Raw genomic sequence first — 23,461 nt, forward strand, 5'->3', positions numbered from 1 at the left:
GTGGATGCGGAAGGAGGGGCCGGGAGGAGCCGCACGGCTCCTCCCGGCCCCTCCTTCCGACGGGCTCAGGCCTGCGCTGGGCTCACTTGCCCAGCGAGTCCACGATCTGGTCCATGACCGTCTGATCGGCCAGGGTCGAGACGTCGCCGACCGGGCGATCCTCGGCGACGTCCTTGAGCAGACGGCGCATGATCTTGCCGGAGCGCGTCTTGGGCAGCTCGGGGACGATCAGCACGCGCTTGGGCTTGGCGATCGGGGAGATCTCCTTGCCCACGTGCGCCCGCAGCTCCTCGGACAGCTCGTCCTTGGGCCGGTTCTCGTCCACGGCGTCGTCGGTGAGGATCGCGAAGGCGACCACGGCCTGCCCGGTCGTCTCATCCGCGGCGCCCACCACGGCGGCCTCGGCGACCGACGGGTGCGACACCAGCGCGGACTCGATTTCCGAGGTCGACAGGCGGTGCCCGGAGACGTTCATGACGTCGTCCACGCGGCCCAGGACCCAGATGTCGCCGTCCTCGTCGAAGCGGGCACCGTCGCCGGCGAAGTACATGCCCTCGAAGCGCGACCAGTAGGTGTCGATGAAGCGCTGGTCATCGCCCCAGATGGTGCGCATCATGGACGGCCACGGCTCGCGCACCACGAGGAAGCCCTGCTCGCCCTTGCCGACGCTCGCGCCCGACTCATCGACCACGTCCAGGCTGATGCCCGGCAGCGGGGTCTGCGCCGAGCCCGGCTTGGCCACGGTGACGCCCGGCAGCGGCGTCATCATGTGCGCGCCGGTCTCGGTCTGCCACCAGGTGTCCACGATCGGGCAGCGTCCGCCGCCGATGTGCTCGTGGAACCAGGCCCAGGCCTCCGGATTGATGGCCTCGCCCACGGTGCCCAGCAGGCGCAGCGAGGAGAGGTCGTACTCGGCCGGGATGTCCTCGCCCCACTTCATCATGGTGCGGATCGCGGTCGGCGAGGTGTACAGCGTGGTCACGCCGTACTTCTGCACGATCTCCCAGAAGCGGCCGCGGTGCGGCGAGTCCGGGGTGCCCTCGTAGATGACCTGGGTGGCGCCCATGACCAGCGGACCGTAGGCCACGTAGGAGTGCCCCGTGACCCAGCCGACGTCGGCGGTGCACCAGAAGACGTCGGTCTCCGGCTTGAGGTCGAAGGTCGCCTTCATGGAGAACGCGCCCTGGGTCAGATAGCCCCCGGTCGTGTGCAGCACGCCCTTGGGCTTTCCGGTGGTGCCCGAGGTGTAGAGGATGAACAGCGGGTCCTCCGCGCTCATGGCCTCCGGCTCGTGCTCGGCGGACTGGTCGTCGACCAGGTCGTGCCACCAGTGGTCGCGGCCCTCGGTCCACTCGACGTCCTCGCCGTTGCGCTTGACCACCAGCACGTTCTCGACGGTGGGGGCGCCCTTGGACAGGGCCTCGTCGACGACCGGCTTGATCTTCGAGGGCTTGCCGCGGCGGTAGGAGCCGTCCACGGTGATCACGAGCTTGGCCTCGCCGTCCTCCATGCGCGAGCGCACGGCGTCGGCGGAGAAGCCGCCGAAGACCACCGAGTGGATCGCGCCGATCCGGGCGCAGGCCAGCATGGAGATCACGGCCTCCGGGACCATGGGCATGTAGATGCCCACGCGATCTCCCTTGGCGATGCCCAGCGAGAGCAGCGCGTTGGCGGCCTTGGAGACCTCGTCCTTGAGCTCGGCGTAGGTGTAGGTGCGCTCGTCGCCGGGCTCGCCCTCGAAGAGCAGGGCCGTGCGGTCGCCGTTGCCGGCTTCCACGTGCCGGTCGACGGCGTTGTAGGCGGCGTTGAGGGTGCCGTCGGCGAACCACTTGGCGAACGGCGGGTTCGACCAGTCCAGGGTCTCGGTGAAGTCCTGGGACCAGCTCAGCAGCTCGCGGGCCTGCTGAGCCCAGAACTCCGGCCCCTCTGCGGCTGCACGGTCGTAGACCTCTGCGCCGAAGTTCGCCTGAGCCGCGAACTCCTCTGACGGGGCGAAGGTCGGCTTCTGCTGCTGATCGGTCATCTGCTGCATCTCCAGTCCGGTGTGCGGTGTGTCACTGTCGTCTGCCTCGAGAGTAGTTCACCCTCCGAGCCACCTCCAATGCAGGCGGGTCGCACGCGGCGGAGGGCGTCGTGGGCCCCGCGTAGCATCGGGGCCATGACCCAGCCCGAGCCCACTGCGGACCCAGCCCAGCCCAGCGCGGGGCCGGTCAGCGACCTCAGCGCCGAGCACGGGCAGCACCCGCTGCACCGCCGTCAGGGCGGGCCGGTGCCGGATCATGTGCGGATCGTCGATCCGGCCAAGGCCCGCGCCGGTGCGGCCCGCCGTGCGCGCACGGGCAGGGCGGAGACCCCGCTGGCGCTCAAGCGCCGCGCTCGCCGGATCAACCAGGAGCTCGGACGGGCCTATCCGTATGCGGTGGCCGAGCTGGACTTCGACAGCCCCTGGCAGCTGCTCGTGGCCACTGTGCTCTCCGCGCAGACCACCGACGTCCGCGTCAACGCGACCACCCCGGCGCTGTTCGAGCGCTGGCCGGATCCGCGCGGGCTGGCTGAGGCCGCGCGCACGGAGGTCGAGGAGATGCTGCGGCCCCTGGGCTTCTACCGCTCCAAGGCCCGCTCCGCGCAGGGGCTGGCCCAGGCGATCGAGGACGAGCACGACGGACAGGTGCCGGGCCGGCTCGAGGATCTCGTGAAGCTGCCGGGGGTCGGGCGCAAGACCGCCAACGTGGTGCTCGGCAACGCGTTCGACGTCCCCGGCATCACGGTGGACACGCACTTCGGCCGACTGGCCCGCCGCTTCGGCTGGACCGGTCAGGAGGATCCGGTCAAGGTCGAGCGCGAGGTGGGGGCGCTGTTCGAGCCCGAGGACTGGACGGATCTCTCGCACCGGCTCGTCTACCACGGCCGCCGGATCTGCCATGCCAAGCGCCCTGCCTGCGGAGTCTGCCCGGTGGCGGATCTGTGCCCCTCCTACGGGTTGGGCCCGGTCGAGCAGGAGGCCGCCGCGCAGCTGCTGGCCTACGAGTTCAAGCCCGGGCGCGAGGACCTGCTCGCCGGGTACATGGAGGGTCGGACGCGCCGCGAGCTGCGCGCGGCCGGGCACGGGCTGAGCGCATGAGCGCCCGCGAGCAGCTGCTGGGCGCCGTGGCCTCCCTGCGGGAGCAGGGTCCGCTGCGCATCGACGTCCTCAAGCACCGGACCACGCCGCGGGAATCTGCGGTGCTGATCCTCGTGGGGGTGCTCGACGACGTGGCCGCCGAGTCGGACGGGCTCGCCCCCGACGGCCCCGCGGCCGATCTGGACCTGCTGCTGATCCAGCGCGCCGCCACCCTGCGCGCGCATCCCGGCCAGGTGGCCTTCCCCGGAGGGCGGCTGGATCCCGAGGACGGCGACCCCGAGGACCCGGACGACGTCCTGCAGCTGCCCGGCGGGCCGGTTGCAGCCGCCTACGTGCGCGCGGCGCTGCGCGAGGCGCAGGAGGAGACGGGGCTGGATCCGTCCGGGATCGAGATCCTGGGCGCACTGCCCAAGGCGCCGGTGCCGGTCTCCGGGCACGACGTGACCCCGGTCATCGGCTGGTGGACGCGGCCCTCGGCCGTGGACGTGGTGGATCATGCGGAGTCATCGCTCGTCTTCCGGGTTCCGGTGCTGGATCTGGTGGATCCTGACCGCCGCCACACCGCCGAGGTCACGCGCGAGGGGGCGAACCGGCCCACGCTGCGCCACCGCTCGCCGGCCTTCCGCGTGCCCCGGCAGATCACTGACCCGGTGGGCGGCGCGGACGAGGTGGTCGTGTGGGGCTTCACCGGGATCCTGCTGGACCGGGTGCTCGAGGCAGCCGGCTGGGCTCGCCCCTGGCCGAAGGATGACGTCCGTCCCGCGCCGCTGGGCTGAGCGGGACCGTCGTCACTTGGCCTGGTCGTAGCTCTCCACGACCGCCACGGTCACCGGGAACTCGACCGGCACCCGGCCGAAGACGATCCCGGTGGCCTGCTCGGCGCACTCGCGCACCAGATCGGCCACCTCCTCGGCGTGCTCGGCGGAGGAGTCCACCATGATCTCGTCGTGCAGGAAGAAGACCAGGGCGGCGTCCAGGCCGCGGCGATGCAGCTGCGCGCGCACGCAGCCCATCCAGGCCATGGCCCATTCGGCCGCTGAGCCCTGGACCACGAAGTTTCGCGTGAACCGCCCCTGCGACCTGCGCAGCTGGGCTGCGCGGCGCTCGTCCTCGGCGCTGGCCGTGCGGGCCACGGCCTCCTGCCAGCGCTGATCGGGCTGCGGCGACCAGCGCCCGAGCCAGGTGCAGACCTGGGAGCCGTCCTCGCCCACGCGGGCGGCGTGCTCCACGAAGGCCACGGCCTGCGGGAACAGCCGGGCAAGCTGGGGCATGAGCCTGCCGGACTCGCCGGTCGTGGCTCCGTACATGGCGCCGAGCAGAGCGACCTTGGCGTGATCGCGCTGGGTGAGTCCCGTCCCGGAGTCCCGGCCGCGCTCGGCGATCGAGAGGTAGAGGTCGCGACCGCGAGAGGCATCGGCCAGGGCGTCGTCGCGGGCGAGCACGGCCAGGACGCGGGGCTCGAGCTGGGCGGCGTCGGCGACCACCAGTCGACGATCCGGGCCCGGCCGCACGGCCGAGCGGATCACCTTGGGGATCTGCAGGGCCCCGCCGCCGCGTGCGGCCCAGCGCCCGGTGACCACGCCGCCCACCACGTACTCGGCGCGGAAGCGGTCATCGCGCACCCAGGACTCGAGCCACTGCCAGCCGCTGGCCGTGAGCAGCCGGGAGAGCTTCTTGTACTCCAGCACGGGGGCGACCAGCTGCTCGCGGCGCTCGCGCTCCCCGGGTGAGGAGACCGGTGCGGCCTGGACCCAGCCGGTGAGCTCCCACTGGCTCGTGGAGCTGACGTTGAGCCCCGCACCGCGCAGCGCCCGCAGCAGGGACTGGGGGGAATCCGGGTTCAGCTCGGCGGCGCCCAGCACCCGGCGGACCCGCTGGACGGCCTCCTCCATGCGGGCCGGACGATGTCCGAGCGCGGGCTGCGGGCCCAGCGCCTCGACGAGCAGGCGGCGATGGACCTCTGCGTCCCAGGGGATCCCGATCCGGTGCATGTCCGCGGCCAGCAGCGCCCCGGCGGATTCGAGCCCGCAGAGCAGACGCAGCTTCCCGGGGGAGCGGGAGCCCTCGATCGCGGCCAGCTGGGCGCGCAGCTCCTCGATGGCTGCAGAGAGCCGCTCGGCGCCCCCCGCGTCCGAGTCCGGGGCAGCCATGCCTTCCGGGGCATCGTCGAAGAGGCCCATCTGGCCCTCGCCGGGACCGTTCCACACGGAGCGCGGCGGGGGCTCGGGTGCGATCCCCGGGTGCTCGTGGGCCGGCAGCGGCTCGAGCACCGGCGAGTAATCCACCCGTGCGGCCGGTGCGCTCGCCGCGTTGGAGAGGATCGCCGAGACCAGTCGGAGGTCGTGCAGGTGCGGCAGCGGCACGGCCGGATCCGCGGCCAGCAGCCCGGGCAGGATCAGCGGCGAGCGCTCGAGGACCCAGCGCGGGCTGCGGCCGGTCTCCGTCCGGCACCGGGCGTCCTGGTCGTGGACGAAGGCGGCGAGCCCCGTGGAGTCCAGCTGCTGCGGGGCGCTGAGGGGCCGGGTGAGGTCGTCGAGGACCTGCGCCCAGTGGACGGCCGAGGTTCTCGCGCCTGCGAGCCCTGTGGTCGCGGCGCGCGGATCCGGGGCGGTCACGACGATCAGCACTTCGGCATTCTCGCCGTTGGCACCGACAGCACAGGGGCCCCTGACCCCCGCCCGTGCGCGAGAGCCTCCACAGGCCATGCATCGGCGGCAGCGCCCCGCCAGGGCGTGCTCGGATCCGCGACTGCCGTCCCGAGGGGGCCGCCGGCGGCGCATCGTTCGGGGCATGACAGCACAGCACCTGCCCCAGGAGCCGCGGATGGAGCGGCGGCGACGCCCCTCCGGGCGGCGCGCCGCCGCCCTCGACCTGGCGGCGCGAGCGGACCGTGAGGCCGAGCGGCAGACGGATCTCGACGCGGTCGTCGCGGACCGGGAGCTGGAGCGAGCGGGCTCGCTGCCCGGGCTGCCTCAGGCCGCGGGTGATCCGGTGATCAGTGCGAGCGCTGCGGTGCCGCCTCCGGCATCCGCGCTGCGTGCGACGGCCGAGCCGACGGCTGCGGACCCCCGCGCGGTCGCTGCGCCCGGGGCGGAGAGGGCTCCTTCGGGCCTCGTGCTCGAGGGGCCCGGTCGGCGCGTGGTGCTGATCAGCGCGGACGCCGGCCTGGTCCAGGAGATGACCGCGGTCTGCGCTGCCGCCGAGGCGCGCCTGAGCCGCGCTCGCGGGCTCGAGCCCGGACAGCTGGAGGAGGCGGCGGCGGAATCGGCCGAGCTGATCCTGCTGGATGCCCGCAGCCTCCGCGCCGCCGAGGTGCGCTCAGGGACGCTGCCGGCTCCGGCGGTGCTGCTGGGGACGGCCGAGGACGAGGACCTGTGGGAGCTGGCCTCCCGCGTGGGCGAGTGCACCGTGGCCGTGCTGCCGGCGGCCGAGCCGTGGCTGGCCGACCGGCTGGCGGATGTGCATGCGGACTCGGGACGCATGAGCGCAGGGGTGCTGGGCGTCATGGGCGCTGCGGGAGGAGCGGGCGCCTCGACCCTGTCCTGCTGGCTGGCGGCCTCGGCGGCTCAGGAGCACGACGTCGTGCTGGTGGACGGCGACCCCGACAGCTGCGGCATCGATCTGCTGCTGGGCACCGAGCTGCTCGGCGGGCTGCGCTGGCCGGATCTGGTGGGATCCCACGGGGCGCTGAGCTCGCAGCGGCTGTGGGAGGTGCTGCCGGACATCGAGGGCCTGGAGTCGCTCCGGTGGCTGTCCTGGGATCGTCGCGAGCCCGTGCAGGCGCCTGTGCCCGAGGTGCTGCGCACGCTGCGCCGTGCGTGCGACGTGGTCGTGCTCGACCTCGGCCGAGGCACCGAACGATCGTTCCGGATGGCCGGTCAGTGCGATGCCGTGCTGGTGGTCGTGCCGCGCACCCTCCGGGGGATGATCTGCGCCCTCCGCGTCGGACAGGGCCTCGGCGGGATCCCCGTCGAGTACGTCCTGGCCGGACCGGCCATCTCCGATGTCTCCGCCGACGGCGCCGCCGAGCACCTGGGCGTCCGTCCACTGGGGGCGCTGCCCTTCGATGCGCGGGTCGCGGAGGCCTGCGAGGTCCGCGATCTGCTGCCCCGCGGGCGCAGGCGACGCCACGCCGAGACGGCGGCTGCCCTGTGGGAGCAGCTCGATGAGCTGCACGGCCTGCTGGCCGAGGACGTCGCCTCCGCGGCCGGCACTGGATGGGGGCGGCGGGCATGAGCGCCCAGACGACGACGCCGTCGAGCCTCCGCGGCACGAGCGGCGCAGACCTGGACCCGCAGCTGCTGCACGAGGTCCGCGAGGCGCTGCTCAGCGACGGCGGCAGCGTGGACGACGAGCGGATCGCCCGTGCCGTGCGCGAGTCCGGCCATGCCCTCAGCGCCGCAGGGACCCTGCACGCCGTGCGCAGGATCCGCGCCGAGCTGACCGGGCTGGGCGCCCTGCAGGCCATGCTGCCCGCCGAGGGGCTCACCGACGTGTGGATCAACGGCCACCGCGAGGTCTGGTGGGAGGCCGGTGCCGGGCCCGTGCGGGTCGAGTCCCCCTTCCGCAGCGAGGAGGAGGTGCGCGCACTGGCCGTGCGCCTGATCGCCTCGGCCGGGCGGCGTCTGGACGACGCCCACCCCTGCGCCGACGTCCAGACCGACGACGGCATCCGCGTCCATGCGGTGCTGCCGCCGATCTCCACGGGAGGCACGCTGCTGTCTGTGCGCTTCCGGCACCGCGCCGTGCTCAGCGTGAACGACTTGGTGGCCTCCGGGACCCTGCGCCCCGAGATCCTGGAGCTTCTGCTGGCCGCCACAGCCGGCGGGGCGAACCTGCTGGTCACCGGCTCGACCGGATCCGGCAAGACCACGGTGCTCAACGCGCTGCTGTCGGCCTGCCCCGTCGGCGAGCGGATCGTGCTGATCGAGGATGCCGCCGAGCTGCGCCCCGAGCACCCGCACGTGATCGGCATGCAGTCCCGGCATGCGAACGTCGAGGGCGCCGGTGCGGTGGATCTGGTCGATCTGGTGCGGCAGTCGCTGCGCATGCGCCCGGACCGGATCGTGATCGGGGAGTGCCGCGGGGCCGAGGTCCGGGAGCTGCTCACCGCGCTGAACACGGGGCACAGCGGGGCGGGGACCGTCCACGCGAACTCCGCCGATGCCGTGCCGGCTCGCCTGGCAGCGCTCGGAGCCCTCGGAGGGATGTCCCCGGAGGCGGTGGCCCTGCAGGCCGGCTCGGCCCTGGACCTGGTGATCCACCTGGACCGCGAGGGCGGTCGGCGGATCCTGCGCACCGTCTCGCTTCTGCAGGAGCACCAGGGGGCGCTGCGCATGGTCCCGGCCTTCGAGCAGACGCCGCAGGGCCCATCCTTCGGCCCAGGCTGGTCGGAGTTCGCGGCGCTGGCCGCGCGCAGTCCCGGGCAGGCCGGCTCATGAGCGCGTTCGCGGCCATCTGCGCCCTGCTCCTCGGGGCCGCGGTGCTGCTGTGGCTCCCGCGGCAGCTGCCGGCGCACCTCGGTGTCCTCGGCAGCGCCGCAGCTGCTGAACCGGTGCCGGCGGAGGCCACCGGGATCGAGTCCCTGCTTCGGCGGCTGCGCCGACGCGATGCCGCCGCTGAGGCCGGCGAGTGGGTCGATTGGATCCGGCAGCTGGCCGCTCTGGTCAGGGCGGGGCAGACCCCGTCGGCGGTCTTCTCCGTCAGCGCGCAGACCGCCGCCCAGGCGGTAGCGCCCAGCGGGTCGATCCGTGCTCAGGAGCGGATCAGCCGCAGCGTCGCCGCAGCCGCCTCCCTCGGACGCGGTCCGGGCGAGACGCTGCGGGCCCAGGCTGCCGCTGCGGGCCGAGGCCGCAGCCGGCTCGAGCGCACACGGGTCTCCGTGCTGCGGGATCTGGCCCGGTGCTGGGAGGTCTCCGAGCGCACCGGAGCGCCTCTGGCCTCGCTGCTGGAGGGCGTGGCCGAGGCCGCGGAGGCCGACCTGGATGCCGATGCCGCCCGCGAGACCGCCCTGGCGGGGGCCAAGGCCACCGTGCGGATCCTGTCCTGGCTGCCGGTGCTCGCCCTGGGGCTCGGGATGCTGATCGGCGCCGATCCGGTGCGCACGCTGCTGACCACACCCTGGGGCATCACCGCCGGCGTGCTCGGTGCGGTCCTGACGATCGTCGGGCGGGTGTGGACCCGCCGGATGGTCCACCAGGCAGAGGCCGCCTCCGGGCACCGGGCGGCGCCTGCTGCGGCACAGGGGAGGCGGCAGCCATGACGGATCCGCAGACCCTGCGCGGCGCGGCGCTGATCGCGTTCCTGGTCCTGGGAGCGCTGATCGTCTCGGGGATCGCGCCGCTGCCCGGCAGGAGCCGTACCTCGAGCGGGTTGCCCGGAGCCTCGAGGGCCGCTGCGGCGGCCGAGGCGGAGGCGCCCGTCGGGACCGAGGCTGCCGCAGGCGTCTCCGCCGGGGTCCTCATCGAGCTCGTCGCCTCGATGCTCGAGTCGGGCGTCCCGGTCTCCAGGGCTCTGGAGGTGCTGGCCGGCACGGACTCCGGAGCCGTCGGGCGGGCGCTTCGCTGCGTGGCCACCGCGCTCGGGCTGGGGCTGTCGTGGCAGCAGGCCTGGTCGGCAGCCGGGGAGGTTCCGCCCCAGGTCCAGGACCTGCGCTCGGCGCTGACCTTCGCGGCCGTCTCCGGGGCGCCGTCGGCCTCGGCCCTGCGGGCGGCCTCCGCTCAGGTCCGGCGCTCGGAGCACCGCCGGGCGGAGGCGGCGGCCGAGCGGCTGTCCGTGCACCTCATGGTCCCGCTGGGGCTGTGCTCCCTGCCGGCCTTCGTGTGCTGGGGCATCGTCCCGGTGCTCATCGGGCTCGTGCCCGACCTGCTCGGATGAGCGACGCCGTCGCAGCCGCGGCGGCCCATAAGCCCCGGTCGGACGACCGTCCGCCCGGTCCAGGAGCCCCTTCCCGGGGCCCGAATGAGAGAGAGGGACATCATGTCCGTCATCACCCGCACCACCGCCCCCGCCTCGCTCGAGCCGTCGGAGGAGGTCGTCACCGCCCTGGAGCCGTCCGGGACCGTCGAGCCCGGTCGAGAGCTCAGCGCACAGGATCCGGACCTCGGCGCCTCCACGGTGGAGTACGCCATCATCCTCTTGGCCGCCGCCGCCTTCGGAGGCGTCATGGCGGCGGTCCTCGCCTCCGATGCCGTCTCCGACCTGCTGCTCAAGATCGTCGAGAAGGCGCTCGCCATCTGATCGCCGGGAGGATCCGCGCTCTCCGCGCGCGGATCCTCCCGGCCCTGGCCCGGTCGGCCCGGTGCCGCGCGCACCGGGCCGACCGACGACGACCGGAACGAGAGGACATCGCCATGAACAGCATCCGCGCAGCGCTCGCCCGCCGCACACGGCCACGGCACCGCCACAGCAGCAGCGCCCGGGACGAGGGCGCCGTGACCGTCGAGACCGCCATCGTCCTGCCCTCGATCGTCCTGCTGCTGGCCGTGCTCCTTGCCTGCGGCGGCGCGGCCATGCTGCAGGTGCGCGCCGAGGAGGCGGCGGGAGCCGCCGCCCGCGTGATGGCCCGCGGGGAATCCGCCGCCGTCGCCCAGCGGGAGGCCGAGGCCATCGCCGGCGACGACGCCGTGGTCTCCGTGCAGCGCGACGACGACCGGGCCACCGCAGCCGTGCGGCTTCCCGCTCCCGGGGTCCTGGGGCGCTGGGAGTCGCTCGAGGTATCGGCCGAGGCCACGACGTTCAGCGAGGAGGTGATCGTCGATGTGGGCTGAGGGCGGCGGGCTCGACCCCGGGATCCTGGGCGACGATCCCGACGGATCCGCGTGGGATCGGCGGCATCATCCCGACCTCGGTGCGGGGACGGTCTTCGGACTGATCCTCGCCCTGGTCGCCGTCTTCCTGATCATCGCGGCGCTGGGAGTGGGGCAGGCCGCGATCCTGACCCATCGCGCCGGCAACGCCGCCGACCTCTCGGCGCTGGCCGCCGCCGACACCGCCCGCGGTCTGCGGATCGGGCAGCCCTGCGAGGTCGCCGCCGAGCTGGCCGAGCTCAACGGCGCGGAGGTTCTCGACTGCGCGGTCGTGGGTCCCGAGGCCACCACGGTCGACGTGGAGGTGGGAATCGACCTGCCGCCGTCGCTGTCGGTCTTCGGTCAGGCCCATGGCCGAAGCCGCGCAGGGGCGCCGGAGGACAGCCCCTTCTCATGAGGCGAGCGGGGCGTCCCTGCCCGGGGCAGCCGCCGGGTGTCCTGACAGCTCCGCCTGCAGCTGCCGGCGGTCGTCGCCGTCAGGGCCCTCAGCGCAGCCGGAAGGCTCGGAAGGCCTCGGCGGCCTCCACGCCGAGCTCGCGGCCGGCCTCCGCGGTGACGCCGGTGATCAGCTCGCGCGGGGCCGGGTGGCCCGGCAGATCCGCCAGGTACTCGCGGTGCTGCTCGAGCGAGGCGATCCCGCGCTCCAGGGGCTCGCCGCTGACGTCCACGGCGTGGGTGGGCTCGTCGGAGCCGGAGACCAGCAGCCACGTGGCGCCCCACGGCTCGAGGCCCTCCTGCTCGGCGAGCTCGCGGAAGACCCACCGGTTGTCGGCATCGCGCACGGCATCAGCGGCGGCGAGTCCGGCCACGCGGTGATCTGCCATGGACAGTCCCCACGGCACCACGTCAGCCCAGGTCATGGTCACCACCGCATCCGGGCGCACGCGGCGGGTGTGCCGGGCGATGTCCCGGCGCAGCTCGAGCGAGGGCTCCAGGTGGCCGTCGGGGTGATCGAGGATCGTCAGGTCCGTGACGCCCACCTCCGCGCAGGCGCGGGCCTGCTCCTGGGCGCGCAGCGGGCCGGTCTCGGCGGGATCGCGCTGCATCCCGGCCTCGCCGCTGGTCAGCAGCAGGTAGGAGACCTCCACACCGCGTGCGACCCAGCTGGCCACGGCGGCAGAGACCCCGTACTCGAGGTCATCGGGATGGGCCACCACGCACAGCACGCGGCGGAAGTCCTCATCTGGCAGCAGCTCCATGGCACATCCGCTCCTCTTCCAGAATCGATTCGGGCTCCCAGTCTGGCACCGGCAGCGGGGCCAGGTCTCGCGCTCGCAGGGATCGCGGGGCGCAGCGCCGGTTCACTCCTGCGGTTCGGCCACCGGCGCGGCCTTGAGCAGGGCGTCGAGCAGCCGCACCGCCGCCTGCTTGTCCAGCGGCTGATTCCGGTTGCCGCACTTGGGCGACTGGACGCACGACGGGCACCCGGCCTCGCACCCGCAAGCCGTGATGGCGTCCCGGGTGGCCTGCAGCCACCGCCGGGCGACGTCGTAGCCGCGCTCGGCGAATCCCGCGCCGCCGGGGTGGCCGTCGTGCACGAAGATCGTGGGCAGCTCGGTGTCGGCGTGCAGCGCGGTGGACAGCCCGCCGACGTCCCACCGGTCGCAGGTGGCCAGCAGCGGCAGGAGCCCGATCATCGCGTGTTCGGCGGCGTGCAGCGCTCCCGGCAGATCCGGCTCCTCGATGCCGGCGGCCGCCAGCTCCGATCCCGGCGCGGTGAACCAGACCCCGCGTGTGCGCAGGTCGGTGGGAGGCAGGTCGAGCGGCTCCTCGCCGAGCACCTCGTTGCCGGGCACGGCCTTGCGCTGGAAGGACACGACCTGCGAGGTCACCTGCACCTGCCCGAAGCGCACGGTCACCGGGCCCCACTGCTGGCTGCGCTCCTCCTCGATCACGGACACGGTGGTGACCTCGCGAGCCGAGGTCCAGAAGTCGGGCTGGGCGCGGGTCACCGAGACCAGGTGATGCTCCAGATCCAGGTCATCGACCAGGTACGACCTGCCCTGGTGGACGTACACGGCCCCGGGATGGGTCTGCTGATGGGCCTGGGACGTGCCGATCGAGCCGAGCAGCTGGCCGGTGTCCGTCTCGATGATCTGCAGGGGCCCGCCGCCGTCGCCGCGGATCGAGACCATGCCCGCCGGGTCTTCTGCATGCGTCCAGAACCAGCCGGTGGGACGACGACGCAGGCGCCCGGCCTGTTCGAGAGCCGCCACGATCGCGGGGGCGCCGGGGCCGAAGAGCTCGAGCTCCTGGGGCCGCAGCGGCGTCTCGGCGGCGGCGGCGCACAGGTGCGGAGCCAGCACGTAGGGGTTGCCGGGGTCGAAGACCGTGGCCTCGAGGGGATCGTCGAACAGCGCCTCGTGATGGTTGACCAGATAGGTGTCCAGAGGGTCCTCGCGGGCGATGAACGCCGCCAGCGCGTCCTGCCCGGCGCGGCCGGCGCGGCCGATCTGCTGGAAGAACGAGCTGCGCGTGCCGGGCCAGCCGGCCACCAGCACGGCGTCGAGCCCGGCGATGTCGATGCCGAGCTCGAGCGCGGACGTCGAGGACAGCCCGAGCAGCCGTCCGTCGCGCAGCTGCTGCTCGATCTCGCGGCGCTCCTCGGGGAGGTAGCCGGAGCGGTAGGCGGCCACGCGGTGGGCCAGGCCGGGCTCGACCTCCTCGAGCTGGCGGTGGGCGATCTGCGCGATCGTCTCCGAGCCGCGGCGCGAGCCCACGAATGCCAGGGTGCGGACTTGGCGCAGCACCAGGTCGGTGAGCATCTCGGCGGCCTCGACCACGGCGCTGCGCCGCACGGGTGCGCCGTTCTCGCCCTCGGCCCCGGACTGCTCGGGCTCCCACAGCACGACCGTGACCGGTCCATGGGGTGAAGTGTCCTCGCGGATCGCGGTGACCTCCTCGCTCGGAGCCCCGATCAGCCGGGCGAATGAGTCCTGCGGCCGCGCCGAGGTGGCCGAGGCGCCGATGAACACGGGAGCGGCGCCGTAGAGCGCGGCGACCCGCTGAAGCCGGCGCAGCACCACGGCCACGTGGGAGCCGAACACGCCGCGGTAGACGTGGGCCTCGTCGACGATCACCCAGCGCAGCCGGCGCAGGAATCGCGACCACTGCTGGTGGTTGGGCAGCACGCCCGCATGGAGCATGTCCGGATTGCACAGCACGGCATCGGCGTGATCGCGGATCCAGCGCCGCTCGGAGACAGGGGTGTCGCCGTCGTAGGTTCTCGCGCGCACGTCCAGGCCGACGCCGTCGGGCCCGCCGCCGCGGCGGATGAGCCCCTCGAGAGCGCTGAGCTGATCGGCGGCCAGGGCCTTGGTGGGGGAGAGGTAGAGCGCGGTGGCCTCGTCGGGGTGCTGGAGCCTGCCCGGTGCCCCGCGCGCGGCCAGCCGCCCGCGGTGCAGATCGGAGAGCACGGGCGCCTGATAGGCCAGCGATTTGCCGGAGGCCGTTCCGGTGGCCACGATGACGTGGCTCTCGCCGGCCGCGCGGATGGCCCGGGCCTGATGGGCGTAGGGCTTGTCGATGCCCATGGCGCCGTAGGCCGCCACCACATCGGGGTGGATCGTCTCCGGCCACGCAGCGGTCTCGGCCTCGCGTCCCGGCAGCTCGCGGACATGGCGCACCTGCTCGGGGTCGGCGCCGCGACCGAGCAGCGGGAGCAGGGGATGGGGCTCGTGCATCCGCGCATTGTCCCACCGCGGCAGGCCGGCGTCAGCGCACCGGTCCGGTGCGCGCACGCCGCGCGCTCGTGGGGACGACGACGGGCTCAGCGGGACCCGCGGCAGAAACCCCGGGCAAGTCCTCGCCGCAGTCGGCAGAAGCGGGCCATCATGTGGCCATGGACAAGGACATCCTCCACCCCGACCCCATGCCGGAGCACGACGAGCCACAGGATCAGGCCCCGGCCGAGCCGCTGAGCGACGAGCAGTGCTGGGAGCTGCTGGGCGAGAGCCGCTTCGGACGCCTGGGCACTCGCGACGGCGACGAGATCGAGATCACCCCGGTCAACTTCATCGCGGATGACGGCAAGCTCTACTTCCGCTCGGCCCGCGGCTCCAAGCTGCTGCGCCTGACCCTGTACTCGCAGGTCGCCTTCGAGGTCGATCACGTGGCTGGAGGCCAGGCCTGGTCCGTCATCGTGCGCGGCCATGCCCGCACGCTCACGGACCCGAAGGACCTCGAGCGCTTCGAGCGCCTGGACCTGCGCCCGTGGCTGGACACCGTGAAGCTCGAGGTCGTGGAGATCGACCCGTACAAGGTCACGGGCAGGCGCTTCTCGCTGCAGGGCTGAGCCGTCCACGGCCGGCTGCTGCACGGCTAGCCTGGTGCGGTGACTGTCGAACGCATCCTGCTCCACTACCGGATCGTCGCCCTGCCGGATCCGCAGGCGATCGCGCTGTGGCAGGAGGCCCTGTGCGAGCGATGGGGCCTGCGCGGGCGCATCATCGTCTCCCCGCAGGGTCTCAACGGCACGGTCGGCGGGGAGGTCGGCGCTCTCAAGCAGTACGCCAAGGCCACCCGGCGCCACCCCGGCTTCCGCGACCTCGAGCTCAAGTGGTCGGACGGCTCGGCCGCGGACTTCCCGCGGCTGTCGGTGAAGGTGCGCCGAGAGCTCGTGGGCTTCGGCGCCCCCGACGAGGTCGCCGTGGACGAGCAGGGCGTGGTCGACGGCGGCGTGCGCGTGAGCCCGCAGCAGCTCGATGACATGGCCGCTCAGCGCGAGGACCTGGTGCTCTTCGACGGCCGGAACGCCTGGGAGGCCCGGATCGGGCGCTTCCAGGGAGCCGTGGTCCCGGACGTGGAGACCAGTCGCGACTTCGCCGCCGAGCTCGACTCCGGGGCCTACGACCACCTGAAGGACCGTCCCGTGGTCACCTACTGCACCGGCGGGATCCGCTGCGAGTTCCTCTCGGCCATGATGCGCCGCCGCGGCTTCCGCGAGGTCTACCAGCTCGACGGCGGCATCGTGCGCTACGGCGAGGCCCGCGGCGATGCCGGGCTGTGGCAGGGCTCCCTGGCCGTGTTCGACGACCGCGGGGCCCTCGAGTTCTCCGAGGACGCCGCCGTGATCGGGCAGTGCGACCTCTGCGGCGCCGACGCCCGGCGCTTCGAGAACTGCGCCCGATCCCGCTGCCACCGTCGCCTGCTGATGTGCGAGGACCACCGGGCCGCTCACCGCGACGGCCCGGGCCTGCGCTGCCCCGATGGCTGCCGGGATGCCCGCACCGGCGCCCCTCTGCCGCCCGAGGCCCACTCCGGGCAGAGCTCCTCCACACCGGCTGCGGCCCCCGAGACCGGGGACGCCCGCCCGACCGATCCGTCGACCAGCACCCAGGAGGGCGCATGAGCACGGGAGCGCACGAGACCGCCCGCACCCCCGACTTCGCGGATGTCCCGGAGGCGCCCCGCTCGGATGACCCCGCGCTGCTGGCCCGCCTGGGGCTGGCTCTCGAGGACGCTGGCTTCCGCGCCGAGCGGATCGCCGAGCTGCTGGGGACGGAGGCCGCAGAGGCCCTGGCCCGCGATCAGGCGGTCCCCGCGCTTCGAGTCCTCCGCCGCCTCGAGGCCGCGGCGGAGACGGCGCCGTCGGCCGATCGTCGTCTGGCCGTGCTCGTCGAGCTGCTGCTGCTGGCACGCCCCGTCGGCTCCGGTGATCTCGAGGCGGCCCTGCCGGGCATCCGCGTTCAGGACCTCGAGCACCTCCGGCTGGTGGAGACCGCGCACGGGCAGGTCCGCAGCCTGGTGGACCTGGATGTCCACCAGGCGGACGACGGCTTCCACCTGTGGATCGCCTCCGACCACAGCGCGTTCCAGCGCCCGGGCGCGCCGCTGCGCCGTGACCATGTGCTGGGCGTCGGAGGCGCCTCGCAGACCCTCGTGCAGATCACGGACCCGCGCCCGGCGGCCGTCGCGCTCGATCTGGGCACCGGCTGCGGCGTGCAGAGCTTCCACCTGCTGCGCCGGGTCGATCGCGTGGTCGCCACCGACCTGTCCGAGCGCGCCCTGGCCTTCGCTCGGTTCAACCTGGTGCTCAACGCCCAGGCCCTGCGCCTGGACCCCTGGGACCTCGAACGGCGCATCGAGCTGCGGCAGGGCTCGCTGCTCGAGCCTGTCGCGGGCGAGTCCTTCGACCTGGTCGTGTCCAACCCGCCGTTCGTGATCACCCCGCGCACGCCCGGCGAGGACGCGTCCTCCCGCTACACCTACCGCGACGGCGGCAGGGAGGGCGACGCCCTCGTGGCCGAGCTGCTCGGCGATCTGGGATCCGTGCTCGCCCCGGGTGGCAGCGCGCACCTGCTGGGCAACTGGGAGATCCGGGCCGAGGACGTCGAGCGCGGCGGAGGCAGCTTGGAGCGCGCCTGGTCGCGGCGTGTGGAGGGCTGGATCCCCGCGCAGCTGGACGCCTGGGTCATCCAGCGCGAGATCGAGTCCCCGCAGGCCTACGCCGAGACCTGGCTGCGCGATGCCTCCGAGCACCTCGAGCAGCAGCGGTGGGAGCAGGCCTACGCGGCGTACCTGGACGACTTCGAGGCCCGCGGGGTCGCCGGCGTCGGCTTCGGGTGGGTGCGCCTGGATCGCCCCGCAGCCGGGCGCACGAGCCCCGTCCGCCGCAGGCTCGAGCACATCGGCCACCCGGCTCAGCAGCCGGTCGGCGGCGTGCTCGCAGAGGCCGTGCAGAGGGAGCTCGAGCTGGAGCGCCTGGGCCCGGCCTGGGAGGAGCTGCACCTGGAGGTGCCCGAGCACGTCACCGAGGAGCGCCACGGGCGCCCGGGAGCCGAGGACCCGGCCGTCATCCTCGTCCGGCAGGGCGCCGGCCTGCAGCGCACGGCGGTCCTGACCTCGGCAGCCGCCGGACTGATGGGCGCCTGCGACGGCGAGCTCAGCGTCAGGCAGATCGTCGAGGCCCTGGGCATGCTGCTGGGGTGGGAGGCTCCCGCCGGGCAGCGTTCGCAGGAGGCGCTGGATCTGCTGGCGCAGACCCGCAGCCTGCTGGTCGACGGCTTCCTGGAGCCGGCTGCCGAGGACCGCGCCGGGGCCGTCAGGGCCTGATCTGCGCCTACCGCCTCGGCTTCCGAGGTGGGAGGATGGCAGGCATGACTGCAGAGAACCCGTACCGCGACCTGACCCGTGACGAGATGTGGCAGCTGCTCGACGACGAGCCCTTCGGGCGCCTGGCCGTGCAGGCCGGCGGCTTCGTCGACATCTTCCCCGTCAACTTCGTGGTCCACGGCAAGAAGCTGTGGTTCCGCACGGCTCCGGGCTCAAAGCTCGCCGCTCTGACCGTCAACGACCAGGTCGCCTTCGAGGCCGATCACCGGGACGAGGACAGGCTGCGCGTCTCCTCGGTCGTGCTGCAGGGCCGGGCTCGCCGCGTGGACGACGCGCAGGAGCGCGAGCTCGCCGAGTCGCTGGGACTGCGCACCTGGGTGCGCAGCTTCAAGCCGGTCTTCGTGGTGATCGAGCCCGATCAGATCCACGGCCGCTCCTTCCCTGTCGGACCCGCGGACGACTCCGAGGACGACGACCAGGACTGACGCCGCAGCGCCTCTGCTCCACCTGCACGGCCCGAGGGGATCCCCCTCGGGCCGTTGTCGTCTGCTGAGGGAGCGGCCGGGTCCGCGGACGGCGCCGGCCCGGAGGGTCGGGCGCGACCCCGTGTGTCGGGGGCTGTCCGGCGGCGGCTATATGGTGGGGGCGATCGGACGGGCAAGCGCTCGTCCACCGCAGCCTCCCGGCTCCCGCGCTTCCGGCGCGGAGGATGGCCGGGGTGTCCCCATCCCCTAGGAGCGACCGTGGCCCAGAAGAACCCGGGATCAGGCAGGAGCCTGCTCATCGTCGAGTCCCCCTCGAAGGTGAAGACCATCGCGGGGTACCTGGGCGACGCCTATGAGGTCGATTCCTCCATGGGCCACATCCGGGATCTGGCCCAGCCCTCGGACCTGCCCGCCGAGATGAAGAAGGGTCCCTACGGCAAGTTCGCCGTGGACGTCGAGTCCGGATTCGACCCGTACTACCTGGTCAGCACGGACAAGAAGAAGAAGGTCGCCGAGCTCAAGCGCAAGCTCAAGGACAGCGACGCCCTCTACCTCGCCACGGATGGCGATCGCGAGGGCGAGGCCATCGCGTGGCACCTGCTCGAGGTGCTCAAGCCCAAGGTCCCGGTCTACCGCGTGACCTTCCCCGAGATCACCCGCGAGGCGATCGAGCGCGGCTTCGGCGAGCTGCGGGAGCTGGACAAGGACCTGGTCGACGCCCAGGAGACCCGCCGCGTCCTGGACCGCCTCTACGGCTACGAGATCTCCCCAGTGCTGTGGCGCAAGGTCTCCTCCGGGCTCTCGGCCGGGCGCGTGCAGTCCGTGGCCACCCGCATGGTGGTGCAGCGCGAGCGCGAGCGCATGGCGTTCGTGACCGCCGATCACTGGGACCTGACCGGCGAGTTCGCCCCGGTCTCCGGGCCCGACGCCGGCAGCGCCTTCCAGGCGCGGCTGTCCAGCGTGGACGGGCGAAAGGTCGCCACTGGCCGCGACTTCGACGACCGCGGGCAGCTGCGCAAGCCGGAGGCCGTCGCGCACCTGGACGAGCAGCAGGCACGCTCGCTGGCCGAGGGGCTGTCCGAGGCCGCCTTCACGGTCGCGCAGCAGGAGACCAAGCCCTACCTCTCGCGCCCCAAGGCCCCGTTCACGACCTCCACGCTGCAGCAGGACGCCGCGCGCAAGCTGCACTTCTCGTCGCGCTCGACCATGCAGGTGGCCCAGCGCCTGTACGAGAACGGCTACATCACCTACATGCGAACCGACTCGGTCGCGCTGTCGCAGCAGGCCGTGAGCGCTGCTCGCAAGCAGGCTCGGGAGCTGTGGGGCGGGGACTTCGTGCCGGATGCCCCGCGCAGCTACGCGAACAAGTCCAAGAACGCGCAGGAGGCCCACGAGGCCATCCGCCCCGCCGGCGACTCCTTCCGCACCCCGGATCAGGTCCGCGGCTCGCTGTCGGCGGACGAGTTCAAGCTCTACGAGCTGATCTGGCAGCGCACCGTCGCCTCGCAGATGGCCGATGCCAAGGGCTTCACCGCGACCCTGCGCCTGGCCGCGACCAGCACCGACGGCCGCAAGGCGGAGTTCAGCGCCTCCGGCACCGTGATCACGTTCAACGGCTACCTCTCGGCCTACCGCGAGGCCCCGGACACCACCGAGGGCAAGGACGGCGAGGCGAAGGGCCGCAAGGACCGCCGCCTGCCGCAGATGGAGGAGGGCGACGCCCTCACCTCCCAGGAGATCGCCGCCGAGGGCCACAGCACCAAGCCCCCGGCCCGCTACACGGAGGCCTCGCTCGTGGCGGCCATGGACGAGCTCGGCATCGGGCGTCCGTCGACCTACGCCGCCGTCATCTCCACGATCACCGACCGCGGCTACGTCAAGGTCCGCGGCACCTCCCTGATCCCGTCGTGGACCGCGTTCTCCGTGGTGCGGCTGCTCGAGGAGCACTTCAGCGACTACGTCGACTACGACTTCACGGCCGAGATGGAGGAGGGCCTGGACCGCATCGCCCGCGGGGAGGAGGACCGCACGCAGTGGCTGCAGCGGTTCTACTTCGGCCGCGAGGACGAGCCCGACGACGGCCTCAAGGCCATCGTCGACGACCTCGGCGAGATCGATGCCCGGGCGCTGAACACGCTTAAGGTCACGGACACGATCGACCTGCGCGTGGGCAAGTACGGCCCGTACCTGGAGTCCGGCGGCGGGGTCGATCCGGAGACCGGCGAGGTCACGGACCCCGTGCGCGCCAACGTCCCGGACACCCTGGCCCCCGATGAGCTCACCGCCGAGAAGGCCGAGGAGCTCATGGAGATCGGGCGCGCCGATGGCCGTGAGCTCGGGCAGGATCCGCAGACCGGGCGCACCATCGTGGTCAAGGACGGCCGCTACGGCCCGTACGTCTCGGAGGTGATCCCCGAGCCCACGCAGGAGGAGCTCGATGCGATCCCCACGGAGTACTACAAGAACGGCAAGCCCAAGCCCAAGAAGATCGACAAGCCCAAGCCGCGCACGGCCTCGCTGCTGTCCTCCATGGACATCCAGGAGGTGGACCTCGACGACGCCCTGAAGGTGCTCTCGCTGCCGCGGGAGGTCGGCGCCGACAAGGACGGCGAGATGATCACCGCCCAGAACGGGCGCTACGGGCCGTACCTCAAGAAGGGCTCGGACTCCCGGTCGCTGTCCAGCGAGGAGCAGATCTTCGAGATCACCCTCGAGGAGGCACAGCGGATCTACGCCCTGCCGAAGCAGCGCGGCCGCGGTGCCGCCAAGCCGCCGCTGAAGGACCTGGGCACGGATCCGATCACGGACAAGCCCATGATCATCAAGGACGGGCGCTTCGGCGAGTACATCACCGACGGCGAGACCAACGTGACCATCCCGCGCTCGGAGTCCGTGGAGCAGATGACGGCCGAGCGGGCCTCCCAGCTGCTCTCGGAGAAGCGCGCCAAGGGCCCGGCCCCCAAGAAGACCACCCGCTCGTCGTCGGGCTCCCGGGCCAAGAAGCCGTCCGGGGCCTCCACGACCAAGCGCGCGGGCACCCGGAAGAAGACCTCCGCGTCTTCGTGAGCCCGCGGCGGGGCCCGCGGCGGCTCCCGCTCGGTCGACCGATCGATCACCTGAAGGAGCCAGCATGCGCCTGGGAGTCCTGGACGTCGGGTCCAACACCGTCCATCTGCTGCTGCTCGACGTCTACCCGGGCTCGCGGCCCGAGGCCTTCGCCGATCACAAGGTCAGCCTGCGCCTGGTCCAGTACCTGGACGAGGCCGGATGCATCTCGGACCAGGGCCGCGATGCGCTGACCGCGTTCGTGATCGAGGCCCGGGACGTCGCCGCCGAGCACGAGGCGGAGGATCTGCTGGCGTTCGCGACCTCGGCGATCCGGGAGGCCGGCAACGGCGCCGATGTGCTCGATCACGTGCAGTCGCGCTCCGGGGTCACCCTGACCGAGATCTCCGGGGATCAGGAGGCCGCGGTCACGTTCTCCGCGGTGCGCCGCTGGTCCGGGTGGGGCTCGGGCACGATCCTGGATCTGGACATCGGCGGCGGGTCCTTCGAGATGGCCATCGGCCACGACGGGCTTCCGGCGGCAGCGGTGTCCACGCCCCTGGGCGCCGGGCGCCTCACGCGCAGCTTCCTCACGCAGCACCCGGTGCGGCCCAGCGAGGTCAAGGCCCTGCGCAAGCACGTGCGGCGCACCCTGGAGCCGGCCGTGGAGACGATCCTGGCGCAGGGCGCCCCGGATCTCGTGGTCGGCACGTCCAAGACCTTCCGCTCCCTGGCCCGCATCTGCGGCGCCGCTCCCTCCGGGGCGGGCCAGTTCGTGAGGCGGACCATGCACCTGCAGGACCTGCGGCTGTGGACCCGGCGCATGGAGGCCATGACCGTCCAGGAGCGCTCGGACCTGCCCGGGGTCTCCGTGAACCGCGCCGAGCAGATGCTGGCCGGAGGCATCGCGGCAGAGACGGCCATGGACATGCTCGGGGTCCAGAGCCTGGACATCTGCCCGTGGGCCCTGCGCGAGGGCCTCATCCTGCGGCGCATGGACCGGCTCGGCGCCGATCCCGAGACCGTCCTGAACCCGCCCCACAGCCTGATCGGACGAGAGGCCCACGCATGAGCACCCATGTCGCCATGTCCTCGAGCTGCCTGTTCCTGGGCTCCATGCCCGAGGTCTTCCGCACCGCCAGCGAGCTGGGCTACGACTCGGTGGAGGTGCTGGTCACGCATCAGCGCACCACGCAGCTGACCCACGAGCTGCTTGATGCGGTGCAGATCTACCAGATCCCCATATCGGCGATCCACGCGCCCACCCTGTTCTTCACCCAGCAGGTCTGGGGCAGGCCGTGGACCAAGATCCAGCTCGCCGCCAAGATGGTCGAGGAGGTCGGTGCCGAGGTGGTCGTGGCGCACCCGCCGTTCGCCTGGCAGCACAAGTACGCCGAGAGCTTCGTGGAGGGCATCCGCGCCGTCGGCGACATGACCGGCGTGAAGATCGCCGTGGAGAACATGTATCCCTGGCGCGTGGCCGGCCGGGAGCTGCAGATGTACCGCCCCCACTGGGACCCGCGCCGCTTCGACTACGAGTGGGTGACCTGGGATTTCTCCCACGCCTCGATCGCCAAGGTCGACTCGCTCGTTGCCGTCCGCGAGCTGCTGCCGCGGCTGGGCCACGTGCACCTCACCGACGGCAGCGACGGCGGCACCTCGGATGAGCACCTGGTGCCCGGGCACGGCGAGCAGCCGGTGGCCGAGACCCTGCAGCTGCTGGGCGCCAGCTCCTGGGAGGGCGTCATCGGCGTGGAGATCAACACCCGCGGCGCCGACGATGACGAGGCCCGCGATGCCATGCTCGCCGAGTCCCTCGACTTCGCTCGCACCCACATGGCCCTCGGGGCCGCGCAGTCGGCGGAGGGCCCCGGGGCAGGGCCCGCAGAGCCGACCGAGGGCCCTGAGGGGCGGGGCTCGCACAGCGTCTGAGGCGCCTCCTAGGGTGG

General features: G+C 72.9%; 20 protein-coding genes. 16 read left to right on the forward strand and 4 right to left on the reverse strand.

Annotated features, from left to right (window positions below; genetic code table 11):
* Positions 1-82 precede the first annotated feature (82 nt).
* Positions 83-2,032, reverse strand: a complete 1,950-nt coding sequence (acs, locus tag RF645_RS07225; protein ID WP_058871871.1) for an acetate--CoA ligase — start codon at positions 2,030-2,032, stop codon at positions 83-85.
* A 126-nt stretch (positions 2,033-2,158) separates the two neighbouring features.
* Between acs and nth the strand changes: the two genes are divergently transcribed.
* Both nth and RF645_RS07235 read left to right on the forward strand, forming a co-directional pair.
* Positions 2,159-3,121, forward strand: coding sequence for an endonuclease III (nth, locus tag RF645_RS07230; protein WP_235586808.1), 963 nt, complete (start codon positions 2,159-2,161; stop codon positions 3,119-3,121).
* The gene (locus RF645_RS07235; protein ID WP_058871870.1) at positions 3,118-3,897 is read left to right on the forward strand and encodes a CoA pyrophosphatase; all 780 of its coding nucleotides are present in this window, start codon (positions 3,118-3,120) and stop codon (positions 3,895-3,897) included. The genes nth and RF645_RS07235 overlap by 4 nt, the downstream gene beginning before the upstream one ends.
* Before the next feature lie 12 nt (positions 3,898-3,909).
* On the opposite strand, the gene RF645_RS07240 is transcribed toward RF645_RS07235, so the two are convergent.
* Entirely contained in the window at positions 3,910-5,748 is a 1,839-nt protein-coding gene (locus RF645_RS07240) for a bifunctional 3'-5' exonuclease/DNA polymerase (RefSeq protein ID WP_058871869.1), read from the reverse strand.
* 163 nt (positions 5,749-5,911) lie between these two features.
* Here RF645_RS07240 and ssd point away from each other — a divergent pair, with 163 nt between their 5' ends.
* The 7 genes from ssd to RF645_RS07275 all read left to right on the forward strand — a co-directional run bounded on the left by ssd (position 5,912) and on the right by RF645_RS07275 (position 11,326).
* Positions 5,912-7,357 carry a septum site-determining protein Ssd gene (gene ssd, locus RF645_RS07245; RefSeq protein ID WP_153005724.1) on the forward strand — a complete coding sequence of 482 codons (1,446 nt, stop codon included), beginning with the start codon at positions 5,912-5,914 and terminating at the stop codon, positions 7,355-7,357.
* Complete coding sequence (locus tag RF645_RS07250; RefSeq protein WP_058871905.1) at positions 7,354-8,562, forward strand: TadA family conjugal transfer-associated ATPase; 1,209 nt, start codon at positions 7,354-7,356, stop codon at positions 8,560-8,562. The genes ssd and RF645_RS07250 overlap by 4 nt, the downstream gene beginning before the upstream one ends.
* Positions 8,559-9,383, forward strand: coding sequence for a type II secretion system F family protein (locus RF645_RS07255; RefSeq protein ID WP_153005723.1), 825 nt, complete (start codon positions 8,559-8,561; stop codon positions 9,381-9,383). Before RF645_RS07250 ends, RF645_RS07255 begins: the two co-directional genes overlap by 4 nt.
* Entirely contained in the window at positions 9,380-9,997 is a 618-nt protein-coding gene (locus RF645_RS07260; protein WP_058871867.1) for a type II secretion system F family protein, read from the forward strand. The genes RF645_RS07255 and RF645_RS07260 overlap by 4 nt, the downstream gene beginning before the upstream one ends.
* 102 nt (positions 9,998-10,099) lie before the next feature.
* Entirely contained in the window at positions 10,100-10,360 is a 261-nt protein-coding gene (locus RF645_RS07265) for a DUF4244 domain-containing protein (protein ID WP_006213783.1), read from the forward strand.
* Between the two features lie 113 nt (positions 10,361-10,473).
* On the forward strand, positions 10,474-10,890 hold the full coding sequence (locus tag RF645_RS07270) for a TadE family type IV pilus minor pilin (protein WP_006213782.1): 417 nt from the start codon (positions 10,474-10,476) through the stop codon (positions 10,888-10,890).
* A complete protein-coding gene (locus tag RF645_RS07275; protein ID WP_006213781.1) occupies positions 10,880-11,326 on the forward strand; it encodes an Rv3654c family TadE-like protein in 447 nt (148 codons plus the stop codon). The genes RF645_RS07270 and RF645_RS07275 overlap by 11 nt, the downstream gene beginning before the upstream one ends.
* Before the next feature lie 88 nt (positions 11,327-11,414).
* On the opposite strand, the gene RF645_RS07280 is transcribed toward RF645_RS07275, so the two are convergent.
* Entirely contained in the window at positions 11,415-12,128 is a 714-nt protein-coding gene (locus RF645_RS07280) for a PIG-L deacetylase family protein (protein ID WP_368818866.1), read from the reverse strand.
* A gap of 102 nt (positions 12,129-12,230) precedes the next feature.
* A complete protein-coding gene (locus RF645_RS07285; RefSeq protein WP_368818867.1) occupies positions 12,231-14,612 on the reverse strand; it encodes a DEAD/DEAH box helicase in 2,382 nt (793 codons plus the stop codon).
* Positions 14,613-14,770: 158 nt separating this feature from the next.
* Between RF645_RS07285 and RF645_RS07290 the strand changes: the two genes are divergently transcribed.
* The 7 genes from RF645_RS07290 (at position 14,771) to RF645_RS07320 (ending at position 23,444) form a co-directional block, all read left to right on the forward strand.
* Positions 14,771-15,223 carry a pyridoxamine 5'-phosphate oxidase family protein gene (locus RF645_RS07290; RefSeq protein ID WP_368818868.1) on the forward strand — a complete coding sequence of 151 codons (453 nt, stop codon included), beginning with the start codon at positions 14,771-14,773 and terminating at the stop codon, positions 15,221-15,223.
* Positions 15,224-15,262: 39 nt separating this feature from the next.
* Entirely contained in the window at positions 15,263-16,279 is a 1,017-nt protein-coding gene (locus tag RF645_RS07295) for a rhodanese-related sulfurtransferase (RefSeq protein ID WP_058871866.1), read from the forward strand.
* A complete protein-coding gene (locus RF645_RS07300; protein ID WP_368818869.1) occupies positions 16,276-17,982 on the forward strand; it encodes a methyltransferase in 1,707 nt (568 codons plus the stop codon). Before RF645_RS07295 ends, RF645_RS07300 begins: the two co-directional genes overlap by 4 nt.
* Before the next feature lie 44 nt (positions 17,983-18,026).
* Positions 18,027-18,467 carry a pyridoxamine 5'-phosphate oxidase family protein gene (locus RF645_RS07305; RefSeq protein WP_231861249.1) on the forward strand — a complete coding sequence of 147 codons (441 nt, stop codon included), beginning with the start codon at positions 18,027-18,029 and terminating at the stop codon, positions 18,465-18,467.
* A gap of 258 nt (positions 18,468-18,725) precedes the next feature.
* Positions 18,726-21,533 carry a type I DNA topoisomerase gene (gene topA / locus RF645_RS07310; protein ID WP_259871116.1) on the forward strand — a complete coding sequence of 936 codons (2,808 nt, stop codon included), beginning with the start codon at positions 18,726-18,728 and terminating at the stop codon, positions 21,531-21,533.
* Between the two features lie 64 nt (positions 21,534-21,597).
* Positions 21,598-22,584 (forward strand): exopolyphosphatase, encoded by a 987-nt coding sequence (locus RF645_RS07315; protein WP_058871863.1) that lies wholly within the window; start codon positions 21,598-21,600, stop codon positions 22,582-22,584.
* Positions 22,581-23,444 (forward strand): sugar phosphate isomerase/epimerase, encoded by an 864-nt coding sequence (locus RF645_RS07320; RefSeq protein WP_058871862.1) that lies wholly within the window; start codon positions 22,581-22,583, stop codon positions 23,442-23,444. Before RF645_RS07315 ends, RF645_RS07320 begins: the two co-directional genes overlap by 4 nt.
* The last annotated feature ends 17 nt before the right edge of the window (positions 23,445-23,461 follow it).

The sequence above is a fragment of the Kocuria sp. CPCC 205260 genome (genome assembly GCF_040981045.1).
In the GTDB taxonomy this organism is placed as follows: domain Bacteria; phylum Actinomycetota; class Actinomycetes; order Actinomycetales; family Micrococcaceae; genus Kocuria; species Kocuria palustris.

Excerpts from the sequence above, each read along its gene's own strand:
- acs (WP_058871871.1), bottom strand. The coding sequence starts at position 2,032 with ATGCAGCAGATGACCGATCAGCAGCAGAAGCCGACCTTCGCCCCGTCA.
- nth (WP_235586808.1), top strand. The coding sequence starts at position 2,159 with ATGACCCAGCCCGAGCCCACTGCGGACCCAGCCCAGCCCAGCGCGGGG.
- RF645_RS07235 (WP_058871870.1), top strand. The coding sequence starts at position 3,118 with ATGAGCGCCCGCGAGCAGCTGCTGGGCGCCGTGGCCTCCCTGCGGGAG.
- ssd (WP_153005724.1), top strand. The coding sequence starts at position 5,912 with ATGACAGCACAGCACCTGCCCCAGGAGCCGCGGATGGAGCGGCGGCGA.
- RF645_RS07250 (WP_058871905.1), top strand. The coding sequence starts at position 7,354 with ATGAGCGCCCAGACGACGACGCCGTCGAGCCTCCGCGGCACGAGCGGC.
- RF645_RS07255 (WP_153005723.1), top strand. The coding sequence starts at position 8,559 with ATGAGCGCGTTCGCGGCCATCTGCGCCCTGCTCCTCGGGGCCGCGGTG.
- RF645_RS07260 (WP_058871867.1), top strand. The coding sequence starts at position 9,380 with ATGACGGATCCGCAGACCCTGCGCGGCGCGGCGCTGATCGCGTTCCTG.
- RF645_RS07265 (WP_006213783.1), top strand. The coding sequence starts at position 10,100 with ATGTCCGTCATCACCCGCACCACCGCCCCCGCCTCGCTCGAGCCGTCG.
- RF645_RS07270 (WP_006213782.1), top strand. The coding sequence starts at position 10,474 with ATGAACAGCATCCGCGCAGCGCTCGCCCGCCGCACACGGCCACGGCAC.
- RF645_RS07275 (WP_006213781.1), top strand. The coding sequence starts at position 10,880 with ATGTGGGCTGAGGGCGGCGGGCTCGACCCCGGGATCCTGGGCGACGAT.
- RF645_RS07280 (WP_368818866.1), bottom strand. The coding sequence starts at position 12,128 with ATGGAGCTGCTGCCAGATGAGGACTTCCGCCGCGTGCTGTGCGTGGTG.
- RF645_RS07285 (WP_368818867.1), bottom strand. The coding sequence starts at position 14,612 with ATGCACGAGCCCCATCCCCTGCTCCCGCTGCTCGGTCGCGGCGCCGAC.
- RF645_RS07290 (WP_368818868.1), top strand. The coding sequence starts at position 14,771 with ATGGACAAGGACATCCTCCACCCCGACCCCATGCCGGAGCACGACGAG.
- RF645_RS07300 (WP_368818869.1), top strand. The coding sequence starts at position 16,276 with ATGAGCACGGGAGCGCACGAGACCGCCCGCACCCCCGACTTCGCGGAT.
- RF645_RS07305 (WP_231861249.1), top strand. The coding sequence starts at position 18,027 with ATGACTGCAGAGAACCCGTACCGCGACCTGACCCGTGACGAGATGTGG.
- RF645_RS07315 (WP_058871863.1), top strand. The coding sequence starts at position 21,598 with ATGCGCCTGGGAGTCCTGGACGTCGGGTCCAACACCGTCCATCTGCTG.
- RF645_RS07320 (WP_058871862.1), top strand. The coding sequence starts at position 22,581 with ATGAGCACCCATGTCGCCATGTCCTCGAGCTGCCTGTTCCTGGGCTCC.